Origin of the sequence: Streptomyces griseochromogenes (assembly GCF_001542625.1) — a bacterium.
Classification (GTDB): domain Bacteria; phylum Actinomycetota; class Actinomycetes; order Streptomycetales; family Streptomycetaceae; genus Streptomyces; species Streptomyces griseochromogenes.
Genome location: NZ_CP016279.1, coordinates 4,281,371 through 4,302,595, shown reverse-complemented (window position 1 = coordinate 4,302,595; position 21,225 = coordinate 4,281,371). Strand labels below are relative to the sequence as shown.

17 protein-coding genes are annotated in these 21,225 nt (G+C 72.5%); 6 read left to right on the top strand and 11 right to left on the bottom strand.

Annotated features, from left to right (window positions below):
• Nucleotides 1-11: 11 nt before the first annotated feature.
• Together AVL59_RS18225 and AVL59_RS18220 are read right to left on the bottom strand one after the other, a co-directional pair.
• The gene (locus AVL59_RS18225; protein WP_067305505.1) at nt 12-3,386 is read right to left on the bottom strand and encodes a pyruvate carboxylase; all 3,375 of its coding nucleotides are present in this window, start codon (nt 3,384-3,386) and stop codon (nt 12-14) included.
• Between the two features lie 76 nt (nt 3,387-3,462).
• Complete coding sequence (locus tag AVL59_RS18220; protein ID WP_079146766.1) at nt 3,463-4,446, bottom strand: hypothetical protein; 984 nt, start codon at nt 4,444-4,446, stop codon at nt 3,463-3,465.
• A 716-nt stretch (nt 4,447-5,162) separates the two neighbouring features.
• On the opposite strand from AVL59_RS18220, the gene AVL59_RS18215 reads away from it, so the two are divergent.
• The 3 genes from AVL59_RS18215 (at nt 5,163) to AVL59_RS18205 (ending at nt 8,850) form a co-directional block, all read left to right on the top strand.
• A complete protein-coding gene (locus tag AVL59_RS18215; RefSeq protein WP_067305503.1) occupies nt 5,163-6,152 on the top strand; it encodes an aldo/keto reductase in 990 nt (329 codons plus the stop codon).
• 282 nt (nt 6,153-6,434) lie between these two features.
• Nucleotides 6,435-7,616, top strand: a complete 1,182-nt coding sequence (locus AVL59_RS18210; protein WP_067305500.1) for a PP2C family protein-serine/threonine phosphatase — start codon at nt 6,435-6,437, stop codon at nt 7,614-7,616.
• A gap of 172 nt (nt 7,617-7,788) precedes the next feature.
• Nucleotides 7,789-8,850, top strand: a complete 1,062-nt coding sequence (locus AVL59_RS18205; RefSeq protein ID WP_067305497.1) for a glycerophosphodiester phosphodiesterase family protein — start codon at nt 7,789-7,791, stop codon at nt 8,848-8,850.
• 69 nt (nt 8,851-8,919) lie between these two features.
• Here AVL59_RS18205 and AVL59_RS18200 read toward each other — a convergent pair whose 3' ends face one another.
• The 4 genes from AVL59_RS18200 to AVL59_RS18185 all read right to left on the bottom strand — a co-directional run bounded on the left by AVL59_RS18200 (nt 8,920) and on the right by AVL59_RS18185 (nt 11,686).
• Nucleotides 8,920-9,417: a hypothetical protein gene (locus AVL59_RS18200; RefSeq protein ID WP_067305494.1), complete on the bottom strand. Its 498-nt coding sequence runs from the start codon at nt 9,415-9,417 to the stop codon at nt 8,920-8,922.
• A 284-nt stretch (nt 9,418-9,701) separates the two neighbouring features.
• Complete coding sequence (locus AVL59_RS18195) at nt 9,702-10,517, bottom strand: SAM-dependent methyltransferase (protein ID WP_067305492.1); 816 nt, start codon at nt 10,515-10,517, stop codon at nt 9,702-9,704.
• A gap of 54 nt (nt 10,518-10,571) precedes the next feature.
• The gene (locus AVL59_RS18190) at nt 10,572-10,784 is read right to left on the bottom strand and encodes a DUF397 domain-containing protein (protein WP_067317419.1); all 213 of its coding nucleotides are present in this window, start codon (nt 10,782-10,784) and stop codon (nt 10,572-10,574) included.
• A 26-nt stretch (nt 10,785-10,810) separates the two neighbouring features.
• Entirely contained in the window at nt 10,811-11,686 is an 876-nt protein-coding gene (locus tag AVL59_RS18185) for a helix-turn-helix domain-containing protein (protein ID WP_067317421.1), read from the bottom strand.
• Between the two features lie 495 nt (nt 11,687-12,181).
• Here AVL59_RS18185 and AVL59_RS18180 point away from each other — a divergent pair, with 495 nt between their 5' ends.
• A complete protein-coding gene (locus tag AVL59_RS18180; RefSeq protein WP_237281539.1) occupies nt 12,182-12,817 on the top strand; it encodes an ATP-binding protein in 636 nt (211 codons plus the stop codon).
• Nucleotides 12,818-13,083: 266 nt separating this feature from the next.
• Nucleotides 13,084-13,614, top strand: coding sequence for a GNAT family N-acetyltransferase (locus tag AVL59_RS18175; protein WP_079146764.1), 531 nt, complete (start codon nt 13,084-13,086; stop codon nt 13,612-13,614).
• 18 nt (nt 13,615-13,632) lie between these two features.
• Here the strand turns inward: AVL59_RS18175 and AVL59_RS18170 are convergent, their stop codons facing one another.
• The 4 genes from AVL59_RS18170 to AVL59_RS18155 all read right to left on the bottom strand — a co-directional run bounded on the left by AVL59_RS18170 (nt 13,633) and on the right by AVL59_RS18155 (nt 18,160).
• Nucleotides 13,633-13,938, bottom strand: coding sequence for an acylphosphatase (locus AVL59_RS18170; RefSeq protein ID WP_079146763.1), 306 nt, complete (start codon nt 13,936-13,938; stop codon nt 13,633-13,635).
• 923 nt (nt 13,939-14,861) lie between these two features.
• Nucleotides 14,862-15,113, bottom strand: a complete 252-nt coding sequence (locus AVL59_RS18165) for a hypothetical protein (protein WP_159399944.1) — start codon at nt 15,111-15,113, stop codon at nt 14,862-14,864.
• Between the two features lie 37 nt (nt 15,114-15,150).
• Nucleotides 15,151-17,319: an acetoacetate decarboxylase family protein gene (locus AVL59_RS18160; RefSeq protein ID WP_067305478.1), complete on the bottom strand. Its 2,169-nt coding sequence runs from the start codon at nt 17,317-17,319 to the stop codon at nt 15,151-15,153.
• Between the two features lie 382 nt (nt 17,320-17,701).
• On the bottom strand, nt 17,702-18,160 hold the full coding sequence (locus AVL59_RS18155) for a flavodoxin family protein (RefSeq protein WP_067305476.1): 459 nt from the start codon (nt 18,158-18,160) through the stop codon (nt 17,702-17,704).
• 164 nt (nt 18,161-18,324) lie between these two features.
• On the opposite strand from AVL59_RS18155, the gene AVL59_RS18150 reads away from it, so the two are divergent.
• Nucleotides 18,325-19,017, top strand: a complete 693-nt coding sequence (locus tag AVL59_RS18150) for a lipoprotein (RefSeq protein ID WP_067305473.1) — start codon at nt 18,325-18,327, stop codon at nt 19,015-19,017.
• Between the two features lie 89 nt (nt 19,018-19,106).
• On the opposite strand, the gene AVL59_RS18145 is transcribed toward AVL59_RS18150, so the two are convergent.
• The gene (locus AVL59_RS18145; RefSeq protein ID WP_067317418.1) at nt 19,107-21,110 is read right to left on the bottom strand and encodes a DUF1996 domain-containing protein; all 2,004 of its coding nucleotides are present in this window, start codon (nt 21,108-21,110) and stop codon (nt 19,107-19,109) included.
• Nucleotides 21,111-21,225 lie beyond the last annotated feature (115 nt).

The following is a 21,225-nucleotide window of genomic DNA, read 5'->3' as shown; positions in this document are numbered from 1 at the left end:
GAACGGCCGTCTCAGGCGATCTCGACCAGCAGGTCGCCGCCCTCCACCTGCTGGATCCGGTTGATGGCCAGCCGGGACACCCGGCCCGCCTTGGGCGCGGTGATCGTGGCCTCCATCTTCATCGCCTCGATGGTGGCCACCGTCGCGCCGGCCGCGACCTCGTCGCCCTCCGCCACCGCGAGCGTCACCACGCCGGCGAAGGGCGCCGCCACATGACCGGGGTTGGCGCGGTCGGCCTTCTCCGTAACCGGCACGTCGGAGGCCGCCGCCTGGTCCCGGACCTGGATCGGCCTGAGCTGTCCGTTGAGCGAGGACATCACGGTGCGCATACCGCGCTCGTCGGCCTCGCCGATCGCCTGCAGCTCGATCAGCAGCCGGACACCGGGTTCCAGGTCGACGGCGTACTCCTTGGCCGGGCGCAGGCCGTAGAAGAAGGCCTTGCTGTCCAGGACGCTGGTGTCGCCGAAGCTCTGCCGGTGTGTGTCGAACTCACGGGTCGGGGCGGGGAACAGCAGCCGGTTGAGCGTCGCCCGGGTGTCCTTGGCAAGGCCGGCGCGGTCGTCGGCGGACAGCTCGGGGGCGGGCTTGGGCTCGCCCCGGCCCCGCAGGGCCTTGGTGCGGAACGGCTCGGGCCAGCCGCCGGGCGGGGTGCCCAGCTCGCCGCGCAGGAAGCCGATGACGGAGTCGGGGATGTCGAACCGGTCGGGGGTCGCCTCGAAGTCCGCCGGGGAGACACCGGCGCCGACCAGGTGCAGCGCGAGATCGCCGACCACCTTGGACGACGGGGTCACCTTGACCAGGCGGCCCAGGATGCGGTCGGCGGCGGCGTACATGGCCTCGATGTCCTCGAAGCGGTCGCCGAGGCCGAGGGCGACGGCCTGGGTGCGCAGGTTGGACAGCTGGCCGCCGGGGATCTCGTGGTGGTAGACGCGTCCGGTCGGAGAGGCGAGGCCCGCCTCGAAGGGGGCGTAGACCTTCCGGACACCCTCCCAGTACGGCTCGAGGTCACCCACGGCCTGGAGGTCGAGTCCGGTGGGCCGCTCGGAGTGGTCGGTGGCGGCGACCAGTGCCGACAGCGACGGCTGCGAGGTCGTGCCGGCCATGGAGGCGACCGCGCCGTCCACGGCGTCGGCGCCCGCCTGGATCGCGGCGAGGTAGGTGGCGAGCTGGCCGCCCGCGGTGTCGTGGGTGTGCAGATGCACCGGCAGGTCGAACTCGCGGCGCAGCGCGGACACCAGCTTGGCGGCGGCCGGGGCGCGGAGCAGTCCGGCCATGTCCTTGACGGCGAGGACGTGGGCGCCGGCCTCCACGATCTGCTCGGCCAGGCGCAGGTAGTAGTCGAGGGTGTACAGCCGCTCGGCGGGGTCGTTGAGGTCGGCGGTGTAGCAGAGGGCGACCTCGGCGACCGCGGTGCCGGTCTCGCGCACGGCGTCGATGGCGGGCCGCATCTGGCCGACGTCGTTGAGGGCGTCGAAGATGCGGAAGATGTCGATGCCGGTGGCGGCGGCCTCCTGGACGAAGGCGTCGGTGACCTCGGTCGGGTACGGGGTGTAGCCGACGGTGTTGCGGCCGCGCAGCAGCATCTGGAGGCAGATGTTCGGCACGGCCTCGCGCAGGGCGGCCAGCCGCTCCCACGGGTCCTCGGCGAGGAAGCGCAGCGCCACGTCGTAGGTCGCGCCGCCCCAGCACTCCAGGGACAGCAGCTCGGGCAGGGTGCGGGCGACGACCGGGGCGACGGCGAGGAGGTCCTTGGTGCGGACCCGGGTGGCGAGCAGCGACTGGTGGGCGTCGCGGAAGGTGGTGTCGGTGACGCCGATGGTCGGCGATTCGCGCAGGTGCCGGGCGAAGCCCTCGGGACCGAGGTCGATCAGCCGCTGCCGGGAGCCGGCCGGGGGCTCGCCGGCCGGGAGGGGCGGCAGCTTGGTGACGGGGTCGAGCAGGTCCGGGCGCTCGCCGTGCGGCTTGTTGACCGTCACATCGGCGAGGTAGGTGAGCAGCTTGGTGCCGCGGTCGGCGGAGTGGCGGGCGGTGAGCAGGTGCGGGCGCTGCTCGATGAAGGAGGTGGTGACCCGGCCGGCCTGGAAGTCGGGGTCGTCCAGGACGGCCTGCAGGAAGGGGATGTTGGTGGCCACGCCGCGGATGCGGAACTCGGCGACGGCGCGCCGGGCGCGCCCGATGGCGGCCCTGAAGTCCCGCCCCCGGCAGGTGAGCTTGACCAGCATCGAGTCGAAGTGCGCGCTGATCTCCGTACCCGCGTGGGTGGTGCCGCCGTCGAGGCGGATGCCGGAGCCGCCCGGCGAGCGGTAGGCGCTGATCCGGCCGGTGTCCGGGCGGAAGCCGTTGGCCGGGTCCTCGGTGGTGATCCGGCACTGCAGGGCGGCACCGCGCAGGGTGACCGTGTCCTGGGACAGGCCGAGGTCGGCGAGGGTCTCGCCGGAGGCGATGCGCAGCTGGGCCTGGACCAGGTCGACGTCGGTGACCTCCTCGGTGACCGTGTGCTCGACCTGGATGCGCGGGTTCATCTCGATGAAGACGTGGTTGCCGTCGCGGTCGAGGAGGAACTCGACGGTGCCCGCGTTGCGGTAGCCGATCTCACGGGCGAAGCGCACGGCGTCGTCACAGATCCGCTCCCTGAGCCGCGGGTCGAGGTTGGGCGCGGGCGCGAGTTCGATGACCTTCTGGTGGCGGCGCTGGAGCGAGCAGTCGCGCTCGAAGAGGTGGATGACGTTGCCCGCGCCGTCGGCGAGGATCTGCACCTCGATGTGGCGCGGGTCGACGACGGCCTTCTCCAGGAAGACGGTCGGGTCACCGAACGCGGACGCCGCCTCGCGGGAGGCGGCTTCGATGGACTCGCGCAGCTGGGCGGGGTTCTCCACACGGCGCATGCCGCGTCCGCCGCCGCCCGCGACCGCCTTGACGAAGACGGGGAAGCCGATCTCCTCGGCGGCGCGGACGAGTTCGTCGACGTCATTGGAGGGAGCGGACGAGCCCAGCACGGGTACGCCCGCCGCCCGGGCCGCGGCCACCGCACGGGCCTTGTTGCCGGTCAGCTCCAGCGTCTGCGCGTTCGGGCCGACGAAGGTGATGCCCGCTTCCTCGCAGGCGCGGGCCAGTTCGGGGTTCTCGGAGAGGAACCCGTAGCCCGGGTAGACGGCGTCGGCGCCGGCCCGGCGTGCGGCGCCCACGATCTCCTCGACGGAGAGGTAGGCCCGCACGGGATGCCCCGGTTCTCCGATCTCGTACGCCTCGTCGGCCTTCAGCCGGTGCAGCGAGTTGCGGTCCTCGTGCGGGAAGACGGCGACCGTGCGCGCGCCGAGTTCATAGCCCGCCCGGAACGCGCGGATCGCGATCTCTCCACGGTTGGCGACCAGCACCTTGCGGAACATCCTGGATTCCCTTCAGCTGCCTGCCGGCGACGAACACCATGGTGTCAGCCAAGCCCTGCCGTACCTCGCGGCAACATTAGGGGGTGCCCGCACGTGTCGAAGTGCGAAAACCATCACATTGACGTGGTGCGGACATGCCAGGAGCCGGGCCGCCGGGAAGGGACGCGGAGGGGCCGGGGCCCTCCGGGAGCATGGGTGCGGGTACGGGCTCCGGGCGTTGTGGTGCGGGCTCCGGGCGTCGTGGTGCGGGTACGGGCTCTCGCCCCGGTGGTGCGGGTACGGGCTTCCGCCGTGCTGGTGTGGGCTCGGGGCGCCGCGGCACGCGCAGGGACCGTACGAAGGACCTCAGCTTCTCCCCGCGGCCGTGCAGGAGCCCCAGCACGACCGCCGCGCCCACCGCGATCAGATGCTCCCGGCCGGCGAGGTTCGGGACCGCGATCGATTCCCAGACCATCGAGCCGCCCGTCAGGATGAACACCACGGGCGCCCGCCGGACCACCGCGAGATAGGTGAACAGGCCCACGACGGCCGCGGACGGTCCCGTGTCGAGGACCTTGCCGCACTCGGGCGGCAGTCCGAACCCCCACCAGCCGGGACCGAGCTCGATCATCGCGCGCGCGGTGAGGGTGCCGGCCAGGGTGGTGATGTAGGCGATCGCCAGCGTCCGGCGGCGGCCGAGGGCCAGTTCGGCGAGCGCGAAGGCGAGGAAGAGCTGGGTGATGCCCGCCCACACCGGCAGATCGAGCGCCGGGACGTACAGCGACACCGGGGTGCGCAGCAGGGAGACCCCCAGCGGCAGGTCGGCCTTGACTCCGCCGAGCCGCGTCACCCACAGGGCTCCGGTGGGGTGCTGCGCCAGATCGTGGAAGAAGATGACGCCGAACGCGGCGACGAACGCCAGCACCAGCCCGGACAGTCCGCGTCGCGCGACCCGGTGCACCGGGTCGACGATGATGGCGTGCCACTCCGCCCGCAGCGTGCGCCCCGTGAACCGGGCGAAGCGTGCGAGCGCGGAGCGGATCCACTGCCTGCGCCCCTCACTGCTCCGGTCGGCGCTCATGAGGTACGGCAGCCCATCGCCTCCGGGTCCCCCGCCACCTGCATCGCCCCCTCGTCCCCGCTTCCGGCGTCCCGGCCGTGCGAGGAGTTTCCTGGTCATCCACCCGTTTTCCGCCGCCATCGTATAGATGTACGGTTTCCACCCCGCTCGCCCCTCCCCCTCCAAGCGGGTCGGCCGCACCCTTTCTCGCTCGATCGCCTGCTCGTCGCACCGCCGCCCTTGCGACGGCGGCGCTCACAGTTCAGCGAGCCGGGGGCCGGTCGTCAAGATCCTCGCGACCTGCGGTGCAGTGAGAAGAAACCGGTGCACGGGAGGCAACCCGGGCGGCTTCGGAACCGTCCCCCAACGGGGGTGTCTGTCCGCACACTCCCGAGGTGCCCGGTTCACGGCCAACGCGCAGGCATGACGGTCCACTCCATGGAATGACACCGGAGCCTTTCACATCCGACCACCAACTCTCGGTACCGGCCGCCGCGTTGCGCAACAAGCCGGTGGTGCCCCGGAACGACCTGTTCGAGCTGCTGGTGCGCCTGAACGGCTGAGTTGACTTCGAGAGCGCTCCAAGTCATAGCGTCGAGGACATCCAGGCGCACGAGGCCCACGTCGCCCGGTCTCCCCCACGGGATGCCGGGGGGCGGATTCCGTCGCTAGATGGATGAGGGGCTTCGTGCCGTGCGGAACGACTATCCAGTGTGCGGGAAAGGCTGGAACACCACATGCGACAGCGCAATCTGCGGGAACTCCAGGTATCGGCCATCGGCCTCGGGTGCATGGGCATGTCCGCCTTCTACGGAACCACGGACCAGGACGAGGGGATCGCGACCATCCGGCGCGCCCTGGAACTCGGCATCACCTTCCTCGACACCGCTCAGGTCTACGGGCCGCTCACCAACGAGTCGCTGGTCGGAGAGGCGATCCGGGGCCACCGTGACGAGTATGTGATCGCCACGAAATTCAATTACCGGATGGACGACGCGGTGCCGGGCGACATGGGCACGATCGGCCGGCAGGACGGCTCGGCCGAGCATGTGCGCAGTTCCGTGCACGGCTCGCTGGAGCGGCTGGGCACCGACCGCATCGACCTGTACTACCAGCACCGGGTCGACCCGAACGTGCCCATCGAGGAGACGGTCGGTGCCCTCGGGGAGCTGGTGGCCGAGGGCAAGGTGCGCCACATCGGGCTGAGCGAGGCGAGCGCGGAGACCATCCGGCGCGCCCATGCCGTCCACCCGATCACCGCGGTGCAGAGCGAGTACTCGCTGTGGACGCGGGACGTGGAGGCCGAGGTGCTGCCCGCCTGCCGGGAACTGGGCATCGGCTTCGTCCCGTACTCGCCGCTCGGCCGCGGTTTCCTCGCCGGCCGCTTCTCCTCCGCCGAGGAACTGGACGAGAACGACTACCGCCGCAACAGCCCCCGCTTCACCGATGCCAACATCGAGGCGAACCAGCGGCTGGCGGCGAAGGTGAAGGAGATCGCCGCGGAGAAGGACGTCACCCCGGCCCAGCTGGCGATCGCGTGGGTGCTGGCCCAGGGCGAGGACCTGGTCCCGATCCCGGGCACCAAGCGGCGGACCTATCTGGAGCAGAACGCGGCCGCTGTCGGCATCGAGCTGACCAAGGAGGACCTGACCCGGATAGAGGCGGAGCTGCCCGAGGTGTCGGGTGAGCGGTACGACGAGGCGGGGATGCGGGCGGTCAATCGCTGAGCCACGGCTGCAGCGAGAACCCGAGGTGCTGGAGATCCTCACGAGGGTGCACGAGCCCCGCTGACCCGTGCCAGGCGGCGGATCGGCCCCGGTACCACCGCGTTCTCGGCGGCTGCGCACCACGACCAGGTCCGGCGCTGCCGCGGGCGCGAGGAGACAGACCCGGTACCCGGGGCCCTCCGGCTCGCCCGTTCCGCCCTCGCACGGCGACCGGCAGTGGCCGATGTCCGGCTCCGGCTCTTCCATATGCCGTAAGCCTCGTCCGGGAGCACGCTGGTAGGCATGAGGCTCCGGCACCGGGGGGCGGGTGGGCAGCAGCCGCGGCAGTCGGTCCATGCGTTGCTGCTGCTCCCGATCGTGCTCATCGTGGTGATCACCGTGGTGGACATCCGCTCCCCCGAGAGCATCCATCTGGGCCCGGCCCTGGTCATCGCCCCGGCGCTCACGCCGTCGTTCGCCGGACCGCGGACCACGGCCTTCGTGGGGGCGCTGGCGGTGGCCGCCCAGACACTGATCGCGTTCGTCCACGGCGGGATCTCCACCTCGAACCACATCGTGCAGCTCGTCACCCTCACCGTGCTCTCGGTGATGGTCGTGATCTACAGCGTGGTACGGGAGCGCCGCCAGGCCCAGCTGGCGCAGGTGCGCACGGTCGCCGAGGCCGCACAGCACGTGCTGATGTGGCCGCTGCCCGAGCAGATCGGCCCGCTGTGGATCGCCTCGCTCTACATGGCCGCCGAGGACGAGGCACAGATCGGCGGTGACCTGTACGCCGTGACCCAGTACGAGGGCGGGGTACGGGTCCTGATCGGAGACGTGCGCGGCAAGGGCCTGCCGGCCATCGGGGAGGCCGCGCTGCTGCTCGGCGCGTTCCGCGAGAGCGCGCACAAACACATCCCGCTGGAGGTCCTGGCCACGACGCTGGACCAGAGCATCAGCCGCTACGCGACCGAGCTGGAGACACCGGAGGAGGCGGGCGAGCGCTTCGCCACCGCCCTGCTGGTGGAGATCCCGGACCAGGACCCGATCACCCGCATGACCAGCTGCGGCCATCCCCCGCCGCTGCTGCTGAGCCCGGGGCACGCGGTCTCGGTGCCGAGCCTGCATCCCTCGCCGCCCCTCGGGGTGCACGGGGGGTCCGACCACACACTGGACGTGTTCTCCTTCGAGCCCGGTGACACGCTGCTGCTGTACACCGACGGTGTCGTCGAGGCCCGGGACACGCGCGGCCGGTTCTATCCGCTGGTCGAGCGGGTGGTGAGGTGGACGGACGACAGTCCGGAGGCGCTGATGCACCATGTGCGGCGCGACCTGCTCGCCCACGCGGGCGGCCGGCTGGGCGACGACGCCGCGCTCATCGCCCTGCACCGCACCCCGGTCGAGCGCCGTCGCCACCATCACGGGCGCGGGGCCGGTACCGAGGGCCTGCGGCACGGATCCGGGAACCGGTCGCACACGGGGTGAGGTCCGGGGTGGGGAGGGGCTCCAGGCGGCGCGCAGGTTGACCTGCGGCCCCCGTCCGGGTGTCGGTGCGCCGTACGTTCGACGGCCTTTGGGTCAATGTTCCGCCGCGGAGGTGGCCCGCCCGGGCCGCCCCTTGCGAGAATCTCGGGCGCCCCGAGAACAGGGAGGTGCGATGTCCGTACGACACCTGCTCGCCGGTCTGGCCCTGGTGCCGGCGCTCGTGTTACCCGCCACCGCGCAAGCGGCCCGAGGCGGTCCGCCCCAGGCCCGTTTCGACCTCCAGGCCCACCGCGGCGGACTCGGCATGACGACCGAGGAGTCGCTGGAGGGGTTCGGCAAGGCGATGCGGCTGGGCGTGTCCACGCTGGAGCTGGACACCCAGATCACCAAGGACCTGAAGGTGGTCGTCAACCACGACCGGCAGATCAGCGGCGTCAAGTGCCGCGACACCGGTCCCGTCACGCCCGGCGACCCGATGTACCCGTATACCGGCAAGTACATCAAGGACCTGACCCTCGCCCAGATCAAGACCCTGGACTGCGGCTACCAGCAGTTGCCCGGCTTCCCTGATCAGGAGGTCGTCAAGGGCTTCCGGATGGTGGAGCTGAAGGACGTCCTGGACCTGGTAAAGAGCTACCACGCCCACCGGGTCAGGCTGAACATCGAGACCAAGGTCGAGGCGGGAGCGCCCGAACAGACCGCGCCGCGCGAGGTGTTCGTGCGCCGCGTGTACGAGGAGATCCACCGCTCGGGCATCGAGCGGCAGGTGACCATCGAGTCGTTCGACTGGGGCGCGCTGAAGGCGATGCACCGGCTGGCACCCGGGTGGCCGCTGGTGGCGCTGACGAACTACGACTTCCTCCAGGTCGGCCGGCCCGGCGCGTCGCCGTGGCTCGGCGGGATCGACGCCGACGACTACGGCGGCGACTTCGTCAAGGCGGCCGCCACCATCCCCGGCCTCACGACCCTCTCCCCCAACTACGGCTTCCCGCAGAGCGGGAAGGTCGGCGACCCCGGCTTCCGCTTCTACTCGGACGCCGCGATGGTCGCCGAGGCGCACGCCCGCGGCCTCAAGGTGGTCCCCTGGACCTGTGACGACCCGGCGACGGTGGAGGCGCTGATGGACTTCGGCGTCGACGGGATCATCACCGACTACCCCGACCACGTACGGCGGATCATGGCCGACCGCGGCATGCGGCTGCCGCGGCCGTACTACCCGCACGGCCGGCCCTGACACCGCCCCCGACAGCCGCGAGCCCCGCCCCGAGTGGGGGCGGGGCGGGACTGCGCGCCCGTCAGCCGGTCAGCGGGCCGGCTTGAGGTCGGTGATCTTCAAGGTCTTCAGGTCGGACTGGACGTCGATCTTGCTGACCTGCGCGGTCGAGCCGTCGCCCCAGGTGAGGGTGACCCTGCTGGTGGCGTGTCCCGCGCCGGAGCCGGTGTAGGTGACCTTCCACTTCACCGGCACGTTCTGTGCGAACAGAATGCCGTCGGCGTGGTTCTTCTCCTCGAACGCGGCGACCTTCTTCTGGGCGGCGGCGGTCAGGTAGAAGGCGCGCAGTGCCTTGGCGCCGGCGGCGGCCGACGGGTCCTCGGTGGCCCACACGGAGTCGATGTAGGCGCCGTAGAAGTCGGCCACGTGCTGGGTGACGTTGCGCGGGTCGCCCTCGGCGGAGGAGACGGCGGCGCGGGTGGTGCGGCTCGCGCCGGAGCCGGCGAGGGCGGGCGTGACGGCGGCCAGGGTGAGGCCGGCGGTGAGGGCGACTGCGGTCAGAAGGGTCTTGCGGCTGCGTACGGACATATGACTCGTTCCCCCGGTTCCTGCACGGCCGGGCCGTTCCCGGCCGTCGGCGGACCTTAAGACCGCTTTTCCCCGCGCCGGGTTCCGCTTCTTTCCGCTTTGTTTTTCCCTCATTCCGAGCCGCTGGCACAGCACCGAAGGTTGCGCCGAATTCCGGACCGATTACCCGCCTTTTCGGCCAGCTGTGTTTCTGACGGCCGGCGGATTCCGGTCTTCCGTCCGGCGTACGGCACGGACGGGGCCGGGGTCCGGGAGGTGGTGGGCGGACCCCGGCCCCGGGCCTGTCATGCCTTGCGGGCCACCGCGCCGTACATCGCGATGTCCTCGTCGCGGATGTCCCGCTCGCCGGTGCCGTCGGGGTGCCACTTGTGCACCTGGACGATGCCCGGCTCAACCAGGTCCAGGCCCTCGAAGAACGCGTGGGCCTCATCGAGGGTGCGCAGCCGCATCGGCATGTTGCGGGCCGCGTATTCCCGGGCGACCCGGCCCACCTCCTCGGGCGCGAACTCGGCGGTGCCGATGGACATCGCCAGGTAGCTGCCGGAGGGCAGCGGCTCCAGGAGCCGCCGCACGACACCGACGGCGTCGTCCGCGTCCAGCATGAAGTGGACGATCGCGATGACCGTGAGGGCGACCGGCCGGCCCAGGTCGAGGGTCTCGCGCAGCTCCGGGGCCCCGAGGATGGCCGCCGGGTCGCGGAAGTCGGCCTCGATGTAGGACGTCCGGCCCTCGGGCGCGCTGGCGAGCAGCCCCTGGGAGAGGGTGAGGACGATCGGGTCGTTGTCGACGTAGACGACCCGGGACTCGGGGGCCACCGCCTGGGCGATCTCGTGCAGGTTGGGCGAGGTCGGGATGCCGGTGCCGATGTCCAGGAACTGGCGCATGCCCGCCTCCTCGGCGAGCCAGCGCACGGCGCGGTTCATGAAGTCGCGGTTGGCGCGCATGTGGACCGGGAGGGCGGGCCACTCCCCGGACATGGCGTCGCCCGCCTCCTGGTCGGCGGGGTAGTAGTCCTTGCCGCCGAGGATGTAGTCGTAGATGCGGGCGGAGTGGGCGTTCTCGGTGTCGATGCGTTCGGCCGGCCATCCGTTGTCGGGCAACGCCGTGTCTCCCATTCGAGTCGGAGGTGTGGGACTTGCGTCAAAAAGGCACGGTCAGAGCAGGAAGTCGGCGTCGCCCTCCTTCACACCGCTCAGGAAGCTCGACATCTCGCCGGACGTGAACACCAGCGCCGGACCGTCGGGGTCGGTGGACTGGCGTACGGCGACGCGCCCGTCGGCGAGCTTCTTCACTTCCACGCAGGCGCCGCCGGCGTCGTCGCTCCACGGCTTGGTCCAGCCGTGGGCGCCCAGCTGCCGGGCAGGCATGCCGTTGCGTATCGGGGGGTGCACCTCTACAGCTCCTTGCGGATCGCGGCGAGCAGGGTCTCGGTCTTCCTGGCGGGCGCCGCCTGGGCACCCAGCCGGTCCAGGGCCTCGCGGTACACCACGACGTCGTCGCCCTTGTCCAGGTAGACCGCGCCGACCAGGCCGTTGAGATAGGCGATGTCGGGCAGTTCGCGGGCCCGGAACCGGAAGAGGTGGAACGCACCCGCCCGCAGCGCCGGGTGCGGGCCGTTGGCGAACGGCATGAGCTGCACGGTCACGTGGGGCAGCCGGTTGAGCTCGATGAGATGGCCGACCTGGGCGCGCATCACCTCGGGTCCGCCGACCGGCCAGCGCAGCACGGTCTCGTCCATGATCACCCACAGTCGCGGCGGCCCGTCCCGGGCCAGCAGTTCCTGGCGGCGCATGCGCAGCGCGACCCGGCGTTCGGTCGCCTCGGCCGGGGCGTGCGGATTGCCCGCGCTCAGCAGGGCGCGTGCGTAGTCCTCGGTCTGCAGCAGGCCGTGCACGAACTGGTTCTCGTAGGCGCGGATCTGCAGCGCCGCCTGTTCCAGGCTGAGGTAGGCGGCGAACCAGTCGGGCATGACGTCGCGGTAGGTGTGCCACCAGCCGCGCTTGTTGGCCTCGCGCACCGACTGCAGGAAGGTGTCGATCTCCTGCCGGTCGCTCACGCCGTAGACCTGGAGGAGTTTCTCGGCGTCCGCGAGCCGCAGTCGGGCGACCTTGGCCGCCTCCATGCGCCGGATCGTGGAGTGGCTGACACCGATGGCCACGCCCGCCTGCTCGTAGGTCAGGCCGGCCCGGGTCCGCAGCTCCTCCAGCTGTCTGCCGAGGATCATGCGCAGAACGGAAGGGGCGCCGCCCCAGTCGGTCTCCGCGGTCACGCCCACCCCCTCACACGGGCTTCAGGGCCGCCGTCCCACGCAACCGCTTTCCCAAACCCATTCGATCACTTCTTGCCGGAAGCAGCATGCACTTGGCCACTTGCAATTTTCAACTTGCGTGTTGCGAGGGGTTGTTGGTGGATGTCACAGTGGATTCACTGCTCCGGCCGACCGAAGGAGCAGGCGGCGCGGTCCAGTCGGGGGAGACGGGGCCGCACCACGGCCTCCCGGGAGGCGGTGTGTCGTCTGCTCTCCGAAGCGGCCGGCCCTTCCGACACCGACACCCCCCACGGCACGAGGCCGGACGAAAGGCGTACGGCGATGGCTCCGCCCTCCTCCCTCCCCCAACCGCTCCACCGGCTGCCCGAAGACCGGACCCCCGGTCGGCCGTCGGCTGCCCGTCCGACCCCGCCCCGGCTGCCTCCGGTCGGCCTTCCGGCCCGCGCCCCGGATGCCTTGGAGTCCGCCCGCAGGACGGCGGAGTCGGCCGGCACCTTGAGACCACCCGGAGGCGAGCACCTGGGTCGACTCCCTGGGCCCGACGGCCTCGACCCGCTCGCCTCCGGGGCCGCCCTTCCCGGCCCCGCCGCCGCGTTCGAACTCCCGCCGCTGCCGGGCGTGGTCGGCACGGCCCGCCGGGTGGTACGCGACCTGCTGACCGCCTGGGGCGTCGGCGAGAGCGCCCGGGACGACGCGGTCCTCGTGACCTCGGAACTGGTCACCAACGCACTGGTGCACGCGGCCGGCGAACGGATCGTGTGCCGGGTGCGCCGCGCCGCGCACCGGCTGCGCATCGAGGTCGAGGACCAGAACCGGGGCCCGGCCCGCCCGGTCCCCCGGTGTCCAGGGCCCGACGACCAGAACGGGCGCGGGCTCTTCCTCGTCGACGCGCTGAGCGCCGACTGGGGCGTGACGATCGCGGCCGACCGGCCCGCGCGCGTCGTCTGGGCGGAACTGACGGCGGCATCCGCCATCCCGGACCCTGCCTCCCCCGCACGGGCCGCTTCCCTTCCACGGACCGTCCCCCACTCGTCCGAAGGATCCCCCGCCCATGCCCCTGGACACACCCAGCCCCGGCCTGCCCGCCGACCCGTCCTGGACCCGGACCCGCCCGAAGCCGGGACCGGATGATCCGGCCGCCGTCCAGCCCTCCCGGACCCCTTGACGCGCCATCGCCGACGGCCGGTCCCGGCGAGGTCGCACCGGCTGCCGAGGGCGGACGACGGGCTCCCTGACCGCGGGGCCCCGACCACACCGGCACCGGCCGCGGACGTGAAGTACACCCGCGAGCACCTGGCCTCACCCGGCCGCCCAGCCCGGTCCCGGTCTCGCTCCCGGCCGCGCCGCCCCCTTCGATCGGACATATGCTGCGAAATGCTGCCCCGAAGGGAGTGCCCGTGACCGACGCCCCGCCGACCCCCGCCCTCCCGTTGCGCCAGCTCGGCTTCGAGCACCTCGCCGCCGTCCTCGACCTCGGTCACCGGGTCTACGACACCGAGGCGATGCCGTACACCGGCTGGTCGCTGTCGGCCGTCGCCGGGCACCTGGACGCACCGGACTCCGCCTGTCTGGTGGCGCTGGACGGCGACCGGGTCGCCGGTTTCGTCCTCGGGTCCGTCTCGTTCGAGCAGCGTGCCGACTGGGGCTATCTGGAGTGGATCGCGGTCGACCCCGCCTACCAGGGGCGCGGAGTGGCCACGCGGCTGGTGAAGGAGTGCTGTGTGCGGCTCGCCGCGGCCGGGGCGGTGTGCGTGGTCACGGACGTGGAGCGGCGCAACACCGCCTCCGCCGAGCTGATGCGCCGCAACGGCTTCACGGAACAGGCCACGGTCAGCCTGTTCGTACGGCCGCTCGTCGACTCCTCGCGGAGCGACGCGGCCGCTCCCCGCCGTCATCTGACGCGCGCGGCCGCCGAGCGGGTGCGCTGAGGTCAGCGGCCCGTCGGCCTACCCGGCGCCGGGATCGTCCCCGGGCATGGCGTCGGGCAGGACACGGAAGCCGGACAGGCCCTCGGGTTCCTCGGCGACGCCGGTACAGTGCGTCACCCGCGCCGCCGGCGGACCCTCCGCCGCCCAGCGCGCCATGGCGACGACGCCGTCCGGATGTCCCTCGAACACGGCCTCCACGTCGCCGTTGCGCAGATTGCGCACCCACCCCGCCACTCCCCGTTCCTCGGCGAGCCGACGGCAGGTGTCGCGGTAGAACACGCCCTGCACCTGGCCGGTGACATGCATATGCTGGCGGACATTCATTCCTGTGGTCCTCCGTCCTCGTGTCGCACGCCCTCGGGCGCTTCCCCTCGGCGTGCGGTGATCCGGCGCCGGTCCGGCCGGCGCACATCGTGCCGTGCGCCGGTCGGACCGACGCGGTGAAGGTCGTGCCAGGACTCGCCGAGGGACACCGGGGTCGGCCCCATACGTCGCCGAAGTGGTCCCGGCCGCGGAAGGGCCGGGAACCGGCGGCACGGCAGATCGAGTTGACGGACCGGGTGACGTGGCGCACGCGGCAGATCCGCACCGGTCCGGCCCGGCAGAACGCGATGGGCGCGCCCTGCCAGGAGCCGGTCGGCGCGCCGTCCGGCAGCGTCGGCAGGGCGCGGGAGGTGAAGCGGCCGTGGCGGCGGCCGAGCCGGTGCCCGACCAGGTCGGCCGCACCGAGGCCGGGCGCCCGGCACGAGAAGGCCACGGGCAGCGCGTCGCCGCCCCGCTCGGCGGTCGCGGTGGACTGCCCGGCACACAGGCCCGCCCACGCCGCGTCCCGGCCGATGCCCGCGGTTGTGACCCGTCCCGGTCCGGTGGCGGCCACGGGCGTGCGAGCCGGGCCGCGCGCTTTCACGAGGTGCATGAGCGCTGATTATCGGGGCCCGGCGCACCCCGTCGCGGCCTCGGCAACTCGTTCGGCCCAGGACCGTGGCCGCTACCACCCGGATGTGCGAACGCCACTGACGGACCATCAACCGTCCGCGAGGCGGACGAGCCCCTCGTCGTCCGGCTTCCCCTCGGGCGCGGCCGGGCCGAGCGCCCGTACCGCATGGGACCAGCCCCGGCCAGGGCGGTCTCCAGGCCCTCCAGCGGGCGGGACGAATCGGCCAGTGGCAGCGCGCGGCCGATGTGCACGAGCCGGCTGGCTGCTGCTCGGTGCGGCCGCGCCGGCGCCCGCCGAGCGGGCCCCGTCTCTAGGCGCGCGCGTGGGCGATCAAGGCCTCTGCGGCGGTGCGTAGTTGCTGTGCCGCCGTGCCGCACGCGGCCGCCTGCTGCCGCAGGGCGGGGCGGCTCGGCTCGGGTGCCGCCGCGCAGCCGGTCAGCGCCGACGCGGTGGCGAGCAGCCGACGGGCACAGTCGTCCATCAGATCGGCGTCGGCACGCAACCTGGCTGCCTGGTCGAGGAGTTCGCCGACCGGCGGCATCGTGCGGGTGGACTCGGTCACCAAGGCTGCTCCCAGTTGCCGGAACGCGTAAGGGGGTTCAGCGCGGCAGGGCGGCACCGGCGCTGCGGTGGAGCATGAACTGCGGGCAGGACAGCGCGAACAGCGGCCGGGCGGCCTCGATGCCGAGGCGGCGCAGCTGTCCCGCCATGGGTTCGGCGGCGGGGGTGTGCAGGCGCAGCCGTACCCCGCTTCCGGTGTGCAGCCGCAGCCTGCCGTGGGTCCGGACCAGTGTGCGTACGGTGCTCTTGCCGCGCCGCCCGTACAGCACCCAGTCCGCCTCGGGGCAGCGGATGCCGGGACCGAGGCGGCCCTCGACGGCGAAGCCCAGTTCCGGTGCCGTGAAGCCGATGTCACGGCCCATCAGGTCGGCCTGGACAAAGGAGCGGACCGCGGGCTGGCCCCAGATCTCCCGGGCGACCACGCGGGCCTCTTCGCTGCCCACGGCGAGGGAGAGGACGTAGCGGCCGGTGCGGCGCAGGTCGACGCGGCGCAGCAGATCGGCGGCGAAGTCGTACGGGCGCGGCCGCCACAGGTCGTCCACCAGCACCGACAGCGCGAGCTCGGCGTAGGGGCCGATCGTGGAGCAGCGGTGTTCGTACAGGGAGAGCACCGCCAGTGCCCGGCGGCCGAGCCTGCTCGGCACCATCCAGGTGACGTCCGGGAGCAGGCCGCGCGCCGTGTCGGCGTCGACGGCGAAGCACAGGTGGGCGGCGGAGGAGTCGTAGTAGCGCACCGGCACCTCGACCGGGCCCGTCGTGGTGGGCACGGAGGTGGTGGGCAGGGTGAGGAAGGGGTGGCCCTCGGGCGGGTGGGCGCGGTCCTTGAGCCGGTAGGCCTGGGTGCGCACGACCGGGCCGCGGTACAGGGCGAGCGCCTCGTCGACGTCCTCACGGGCCTCGGGTATGACGCTCCGCAGGTGCTCGATGTATGCGCGGAGCATGTGGCACAGCGGGAACTCGTGGCTGGGTCCGGTGTACTCCACCTCGTACCGGTTGGGGTGCGGGTCGAAGGCGGAGCCCGTGTTCCTGCCGTCGAGGACGGGCAGGATGTCGTGCTGGTTGGTGATGCGGGCGATCCAGGTCCGGGGGTCGGCGGGCTTCTCGTCGCCGGCCGGGGAGCCGACGGCGATCACGTGCGTGATCCGGTGGGCGCGGCAGAACTCCTCGTCCTGGGCGAGGTTCATCAGTGCGATGCCGCCCTCGCCGTGCCCGATCAGCGCGAGGTCGGCGCCGCGCGGGATGCCGTGGTCCGCGAGGGCGAGCCGGATCGAGCGGGTGTGGGGCGAGTCGGCCATGAAGAGGTTGCGCCAGGCGCCGGCGATGTCCTGCGCGGAGTCGTTGCGGGGGCGGCCGGGTGCCGTGCCGGGAGCCTGGACGACGTATCGGACGACGCCGTCGGGGCCGCGCACGTTCTGCACGAGGATCCGCCCGTCGGCGGACAGCGTCTCGATGTTGCGCAGGAAGCCGAGGAAGGAGCCCTCGAGGGCGATGGTCTGCTTCTCCTGCTCGGCGAGGTCGACGGACTCGGCGACGCCCTCGCCCTCGTCCATGGCCGCGAGGCGGGAGGCGCGGATGCCGTGCACCGGGTAGGCGGACGGCTCACGGGCCGTGGCCGGCGCCCGCCCGGTCTCTTCGTTCGGCGGGTACTCGTCCAACAGGGCGCGGATGGCGAGGAGTTCGGGAATCAGGGGCACGAGCCCGGACAGTGCGCGCCGGGCGCCCTGGTCCTTGAACAGGGTGCGCAGGGCCCGTACGGCGTCCAGATCGCGGTCGGCGGTGACGGCGGCCGTCAGCCGGCGCATGCCCGGGTCGCGTTCGAACTCGGGGTGGTCGACCAGCACGGCGGCGATCCTGAGCCGCAGCGAGGTGACGGCCACCAGCGCGGCCAGGCTCGCCCGGCCCAGCATCTCCCCGGCCGTGCCGAGCACATGCCCCATGCCGTTCGGAGCCGTGATCGCCGGGCCGCCGAGGCCCCGCTTGTCCGTCAGGGCCCGCAGCAGTGCCCACCGCGCGGCGAGACCGGTACGGGGGCGGCGGCGCGCGGAGGCGGTCAGGGACGGCGCGAACAGCGCGGCGCTGGTGCGCGCGGACACCTCGCGGATGTCCTCGGCCACCTCCACCACATCCCGTGCGCACCGGCGCAGCGGCTCTCCGGCGTTCTGCTCGTCCTGCGCGGGCCGTCCGGGTGCGTGGCCGTCCGCTCGCATCCGGCGCTCCCTCGGCTCGACGACGTTCGGCGGTGTACGACCGCGCCCGCGTGCGACGCGGTCTGGCTCCATCGTCGGCCAGGGACGGCACACCCGCACCTTCATCCATCCAGGTAGAGGAGGTGCGCCGGTCCCACTGTCCGCGTGCGTGCCCGGGCCCGGGCCGCATATGACTCCCGCATGGTCGCCGCCCATGCCCCCTGCCTTTGCCCGCTCCTCCTGCCCGGGGGGTGCGCCATCCCCACGCCCGCCGAACACCCGAACGGCCTACAGACCCCGCTGCCCGACACCGTCCTGGTCGGCCGAGCGGCGCGTCGTCCGCCGGCGGCTCACGGCCGGCGCGGCCCTCGCAAGGTGAAGGTGACGGGCGCCGTCAGGCCCCTCACGTGTCGGCCATGAGCCCCGCCGCGACCGTCGCCCCCAGCTCCCAGCACGCCTGGACATCGCCCTTGCCCGGGTCGCCGGTGACGGTCACCGCCTCGGCGGTACGGCGCCAGCCGAGACCGGTGGTGACGGCCTCGACGGCACGGACGGCGCCCGTGACGTCGTTGCCGCCGTGCACGTAGTAGCCGAACGGCCGGCCCCGCGTCTCGTCCAGGCAGGGGTAGTAGATCTGGTCGAAGAAATGCTTGAGGGCGCCTGACATGTAGCCGAGGTTCGCCGGGGTGCCGAGGAGGTAGCCGTCGGCTTCGAGGACGTCGGAGGCGGTGGCGGACAGCGCGGCCCTGCGCACGACGCGGACGCCTTCGATCTCCGGTGTGGTCGCACCGGCGACGACGGCCTCGAACAGTGTCTGGCAGTGGGGCGAGGGGGTGTGGTGCACGATCAGCAAGGTAGGCACGTCCCGAACCCTGCCCTGCCCGTGCCGCCGCCCGCAAACGGCGCCCTGCGCGGCGTTGTGGCCACGGGCCCCGGTCCGCCGGGCAGCCGGCCCCTTATTTATTGCGTACGCACTGTCGGTGCCCTCGGTTACAGTGACCGCGCTGTGTCGGAGGGGAGACGATTGTGCAGGTCAGAGTGGGGTCCGTACGGGGCAGAGTGGTCCAGGCGGTAATGCTGGCGGCCCTGCTGGGCGGCTGCGCCCAGTCGACGGACGAAGCGGCCAAGGCGTCGGGGAGCCCTTCGGCCGGGGCCGCGGGGGCGAAGAGTTCGGCGGCGACGAGCGGGGGCACGATCGGCGCCGCGGGTACGGCCTGCGAACTGCCCGTCAGCTTCGACATCGCCCCGCGCTGGAAGGCCAAGGCGGTCGACGCCGAGAAGGAGCTGTCCAAGGCGTCGGACGGGTCGGACGGCGACCTGACCGGAGCGTTCGCCGACGCCTTCCTCCGTCAGGGCCCGGTGACCATGGCCTGCGAGATCGACGCCAAGCCGGCCGGCTCCATCGGCTTCCTGCGCGTGTGGACCGGCAAGCCGCAAGGCACCGACGCGCGCGCTGTGCTGCGGCAGTTCGTCGTCGCCGAGGACAACGTGAGCAAGGAGAAGTACCGCTCCTTCACGACGGGCGGCGGGCTTGCCGGTGCGGAGGTCGAGTACCTGTACACGAGCAAGCTTCTGAAGGAGACGAAGAAGGAGAGCGCCCTCGCCGTCATCACGCCCGACGGTCCGGTGGTGCTGCACCTCGGCGGGCTGGACACCGAGGAGCACGAGGCGATGCTGCCCGCGTACGAACTCGCCAAGCGGAGCCTGCGGGTCGTGTGACGGACGCCGTCCGACCGATGGCAGGTGGAAGCGGACGGCGGCCGCACCCCTGGAGGGTGGGCCGCCGTCCGTGCGTCCGTGCCGAGCGGTCAGTAGCGCAGGCGCTTGGCCCGCACCAGCATGATCAGGCCTGACAGGGCGAGCAGTGTGCCGATGGCCGCGGGCCACAGGTGGGCCCCGGTCTCGGCGAGCCCGCCCTGCACCGCCTGGGGCTCGGTCTGCGCGGCGGGGGTCCGACCCGCTCCGGCGCTCTGGGGCGGTGCGGACTGCGTGGGCTTGCCGACCTCACCCCCGCTGGAGTCCGCCGCACGGGACGAGGCTCCGGCCTGGCCGGACTTGGCGGGCTCGGTGGACTTGCCGTGCCGAGCGGGCTCGGCCGGCTCGGACGTCTTGCCGTGCCGGGCGGGCCCGGCAGGCTCGGTCGTCCTGCTCTGCCGGGCGGGCTTGCTGTGCTTGGTGGTGTTCGCGGGCGAGGTCGTCGCGTCGGTCCTCGGCAGCTCCACCGGGTTGGCGGTGGAGGGTGCCGGAGCTGCCGTTTCGCCCGCGCCGGGATCCGCGGTCGTGCCGGTGCCCGGGTCGGCCGTCGCTCCGGTGCCGCCGCCGGTGCTCGGGGCGGTGGTGGCACCGGAGTCGTCGCCGCCACGGGGTCCGCAGGTCCGGCCGGAGTTGATGCAGTCGACCATGTCGCGCATCAGGTCCTCGTCGAAGACGTTGATGAAGTCGCCGTGGTCGGTGACGGGCTTGTGCAACTGCTCCGGGAAGGAGTCCACCGCGAACAGCGGCACCGTGCGCCCGCCGTCCTGGATGCTCGGCGCGGCGACGTCGTAGACGATGCGCTGCACCAGCTGCGGGATCGCCTGGAAGCCGGCGGGGCAGGAGCCGTCGGGGGCGGTGAAGGCCACGTGGGTGCGGTGGTTGGCGCTGTCGATGTTGCGGCCGTCCCAGCAGCTCTGGAAGCGGAAGGTGCGCACCACGTCGCTGCCGGACGGGCACAGCGGGTACTTGTCCTTCAGCTGGCGGTCCTCGAACCCGGTGCAGCTCCAGGAGGCGTTGGCGTTGCCGGGGCCGTTGACGAACGCCTTGGCGTCGCCGGTGATGATGCGCAGCAGGCGCGGCATCGCGGTGACCTTGCCGCGCGGGCTGCCCACGAACGTCAGCGTCACCTGCTTGGCCGTGACGATCTGGCCCGCGTTGCCCTCGGTGCCGCCGCCCGGAGAGCCGGCGTCCCGTTCCTGCTTGCCGTTCTGCAGGCGCAGCACCGGCCAGTAGTACGTCGACTTGTCACCCTGGTCCACACAGCTGGTCTTGGCGTCGGCCAGGTCCTCGTCGCTGGCGAAGGCGTTGTTGGACTGGTTGCCGACGTAGTCGTGGAAGTGGTGGGCGCCGTTGGAGACGCCGGGGGCGACGATCACGTTGTCGGAGTTGAACAGGCCGTTCGCGTTGACGCCGCAGTCGGAGGTGAAGGTGCCGCGCGAGGCGTCGGCCTGCTGGGGCGGGTTCGGCACGTTGGGCTGCACGGAGGTGATGTCCGCGTAGTCCGAGACGACGGGCCCGTTGCCGCCCTGGCCCGCGCCCGCCTGCCCGGCACCGTTCTGGCCCTGGCCGCCGCCTTGTTGAGGGCTCTCGCTCGCGCCGGCGGTGGCCTGGCCGCCGCTGCCCGGATCACCGCCGGAGCCCTCCTGTGCGGGGCGCAGGGTGCAGGCGGCCAGGGACTCCAGGCCTTCCGGCCGGTCGCCCACCCGGTCGATGGCGACGGCGATCCGCTCGATGGTCGCCGCGCGCTGCTCCTTCAACGGGTTCATGATCGGGCCGTCGGCGGCGCCCGGATTCTCCCGGACGGCCTGTGCCGACTGCTGGAGCTGCTGGTAGGCACCGGCGGACTGCTGGTCCAGCTGGGCGAGTTCGCGGTCGACCTCCGCGCGGGCCTGGTCCGGCACGGACGTCAGCCGGCTGCCGACGTCCGGGCAGTCGATCGTGGCCATGCCCGTGGACGTGAGGTGTCCGCTCGCCTCGGGGCCGGACTGCCCGCCCCAGCCTCCCTCGCTGGCCGAGGCGTAGACGTTGGCGGCGACGAGCCCGCCCCCGCCCAGCATCAGGGCGACGGCGGCGAAGGTCGCGCGTCGTGCGCCGGTCGGGCGTCTGCGCCGGTTGCGTATCAAGGTCGTCCCCCTGCGTGGAGCGGAGTTCGGGCATGGAGTTCCCCCGCCC

Bases quoted from the DNA above. Each gene is read 5' to 3' on its own strand.
- AVL59_RS18225 (WP_067305505.1), bottom strand. From the start codon at position 3,386: ATGTTCCGCAAGGTGCTGGTCGCCAACCGTGGAGAGATCGCGATCCGC.
- AVL59_RS18220 (WP_079146766.1), bottom strand. From the start codon at position 4,446: ATGAGCGCCGACCGGAGCAGTGAGGGGCGCAGGCAGTGGATCCGCTCC.
- AVL59_RS18215 (WP_067305503.1), top strand. From the start codon at position 5,163: ATGCGACAGCGCAATCTGCGGGAACTCCAGGTATCGGCCATCGGCCTC.
- AVL59_RS18210 (WP_067305500.1), top strand. From the start codon at position 6,435: ATGAGGCTCCGGCACCGGGGGGCGGGTGGGCAGCAGCCGCGGCAGTCG.
- AVL59_RS18205 (WP_067305497.1), top strand. From the start codon at position 7,789: ATGTCCGTACGACACCTGCTCGCCGGTCTGGCCCTGGTGCCGGCGCTC.
- AVL59_RS18200 (WP_067305494.1), bottom strand. From the start codon at position 9,417: ATGTCCGTACGCAGCCGCAAGACCCTTCTGACCGCAGTCGCCCTCACC.
- AVL59_RS18190 (WP_067317419.1), bottom strand. From the start codon at position 10,784: ATGCCTGCCCGGCAGCTGGGCGCCCACGGCTGGACCAAGCCGTGGAGC.
- AVL59_RS18170 (WP_079146763.1), bottom strand. From the start codon at position 13,938: ATGAATGTCCGCCAGCATATGCATGTCACCGGCCAGGTGCAGGGCGTG.
- AVL59_RS18160 (WP_067305478.1), bottom strand. From the start codon at position 17,319: ATGCGAGCGGACGGCCACGCACCCGGACGGCCCGCGCAGGACGAGCAG.
- AVL59_RS18145 (WP_067317418.1), bottom strand. From the start codon at position 21,110: ATGCTGGGCGGGGGCGGGCTCGTCGCCGCCAACGTCTACGCCTCGGCC.